Origin of the sequence: Mesorhizobium sp. M7A.F.Ca.CA.002.04.1.1 (genome assembly GCF_004022805.1) — a bacterium.
In the GTDB taxonomy this organism is placed as follows: Bacteria; Pseudomonadota; Alphaproteobacteria; order Rhizobiales; family Rhizobiaceae; genus Mesorhizobium; species Mesorhizobium ciceri.
This window is the reverse complement of record NZ_RZPL01000806.1, coordinates 1-2,423: the sequence shown is the minus strand read 5'-3', so window position 1 is coordinate 2,423 and position 2,423 is coordinate 1. Positions and strand designations below refer to the sequence as shown.

The window sequence follows — 2,423 nt, the reverse complement described above, 5'->3', positions numbered from 1 at the left end:
GTCCATCATCATGAGACGTCCGCGCGCCGCCCCTTGCCCTTCCTCTCCCTCGTCGATCGGGGGAGAGGTGTCGAGCGAAGCTCGACGGAGTGGGGGTCGACCCTCGCCGCGCGCCCTGAGGTCTCTTGCTCGTCAGATTGTGCCTGTCTTGCGGCGACTGCGCGTCTGCGAACGCCTTCCCCCACTCCGTCTCGGCTTCGCCGAGCCACCTCTCTCCCCTCCGGAGGGAAAGGAAAGGAGCCAAGGCAGGGCGATGAGGGGCAACGCTGAAGTTGCAAGTTGATTAAGCTTCTAACCCGCCAGCGCCTGCTCCAGATCCGCAATCAGATCATCGCCATCCTCGATCCCCGCCGACAACCTTACCAGCGAATCCGATATGCCGATCTCGGCCCGTTTCTCCGCCGGTATGGAGCCATGCGTCATCAGCGCCGGGTGTTCGATCAGGCTCTCCACACCGCCGAGGCTTTCGGCGAGCGTGAACAATTGCGTGCGTTCGAGGAACTTTTTGGTGCCGGCTAGGTCGCGGTCGAGCACGGCTGTGATCATGCCGCCGAAGGCATGCATCTGCTGGACGGCGACGGCGTGCTGCGGGTGGCTGGCGAGGCCGGGATAGATGACGCGGCGGACGTCGCGGCGCGCTTCCAGCCATTGCGCGATCTTCAGGCCGTTGGCGGAATGGCGCTCCATCCTGAGCGCCAAGGTCTTGAGGCCGCGCAGCGCCAGAAAACTGTCGAACGGGCCCGAAATGGCGCCGATGGCGTTCTGCAGGAATTTCAGCTGGGCGGCCAGATCCTTGTTGTCGCCGACCACGGCGACGCCGCCGACCATGTCGGAATGGCCGTTGAGATATTTGGTCGTCGAATGCACGACGATGTCGATGCCGAGCTCCAGCGGCCGCTGGATATAGGGGCTGCAGAAGGTGTTGTCGGCGACCGTGAGAATCCCCTTGCGCCTGGCAAGTGCGGCGACGCCTTCGAGGTCGACGATGCGCAGCAGCGGGTTGGTGGGGGTTTCGACCCACAGCATTTTCGTCTCGGGCCGGATCGCGGCCTCGACGGCGGCAAGGTCGGTGAAGTCGACGAACGAGACCTGCAGATCGGCCGAGCGTTTGCGCACCCGCTCCATCAGCCGGAAGGAACCGCCATAGATGTCGTCGGTGGCGACGATATGCGCACCGGAATCGAGCAGCTCCAGCACGGTGGCGATCGCCGCCAGCCCTGACGCGAAGGCGAACGCGGCCGAGCCGCTTTCGAGGTCGGCCACCGCGCGCTCGAAAGCAAAGCGCGTCGGGTTCTGGCTGCGGGCATATTCAAAGCCCTTGTGCACGCCGGGCGATTGCTGGCCATAGGTCGAGGTGGCGTAGATCGGCACCATCACCGCGCCGGTCAGCGGGTCGTGGCTCTGGCCGCCATGGATGGTGCGCGTCGAGAAAGCCAGACGGTTTTTCCCGGCTGGCGGAGTATTGCTGGTCATCGTGCGCGCCTCAGATGGTTGATCAGATCGATGCGGGTAATCAGGCCGACGAATTCGTCGCCGTCGAAGATGATGGCGACCTCGTTGCGGTCGAACACCGGCAGCAGCGCGTCCAGCGTCTGGCTGGCCTGCAGCGTGTGCAGGTTGGAGGTCATGGCCGTGCGCACCGGGCCGTTGAAGCGCTCCCAGCGGCCGTCATAAGGGCCGTCGACCTTGGCCAGTATGTCGCTTTCGTCAACGATGCCGACGAGCTTGCCATTGTCGAGCACCGGCAGCTGCGAGACATCGGAGCGGCGCATGCGGCCATAGGCATTGAGCAGGCTTTCGTCCGGGCCGACATAGACGGTGTCGCCGGTGCGGTGCGAGCGCATCACCAGGTCGCGCAGATCGCCATGCTGCTCGTGCTCGGCCAGCCCCTGCTCGGCCAGCCAGAAATCGTCGAACACCTTCGACAGGTACTTGTTGCCGCTGTCGCAGACGAAGGTGACGACGCGTTTGGGCACCGTCTGCTCGCGGCAATAGCGCAGCGCCGCCGACAGCAGCGTGCCCGAGGATGAGCCGGCAAGGATACCTTCCTTGGACAAGAGGTCGCGCACCGCCAGCATGCTCTGCTTGTCGGGGATCGAATAGGCCTTCTTGACCAGCGACAGATCGGCATTGGGCGGCACGAAATCCTCGCCGATGCCTTCCACGGTCCAGCTGCCGGCCTCTTCCATCTTGCCGGTCTTGATCAGCGGCGCCAGCACCGAGCCGACCGGATCGGCCAGCACCATTTCGGTCTTCGGCGACACTTTTGCGAAGTAGCGGCCAAGCCCGGTCAGCGTGCCCCCCGAGCCGACGCCGACCACCACGGCATCCACATCACCGTCGAGCTGCGAAAAGATCTCCGGGCCGGTGGTGGTTTCATGCGCCAGCGGATTGGCCGGGTTGGCGAACTGGTTGGCATAGAA

At 64.6% G+C, this 2,423-nt stretch carries 2 protein-coding genes; both read right to left on the bottom strand.

Annotated elements, in window-relative coordinates; all coding sequences use genetic code 11:
• Nucleotides 1-291 precede the first annotated feature (291 nt).
• Nucleotides 292-1,473 carry a PLP-dependent aspartate aminotransferase family protein gene (locus ENZ75_RS28740; RefSeq protein ID WP_063169614.1) on the bottom strand — a complete coding sequence of 394 codons (1,182 nt, stop codon included), beginning with the start codon at nt 1,471-1,473 and terminating at the stop codon, nt 292-294.
• Nucleotides 1,470-2,423 (bottom strand): pyridoxal-phosphate dependent enzyme (locus ENZ75_RS28735; RefSeq protein WP_128278506.1); only part of this gene is annotated, 954 nt, incomplete at its 5' end. The genes ENZ75_RS28740 and ENZ75_RS28735, both read right to left, overlap by 4 nt.

Excerpts from the sequence above, each read along its gene's own strand:
- ENZ75_RS28740 (WP_063169614.1), bottom strand. The coding sequence starts at position 1,473 with ATGACCAGCAATACTCCGCCAGCCGGGAAAAACCGTCTGGCTTTCTCG.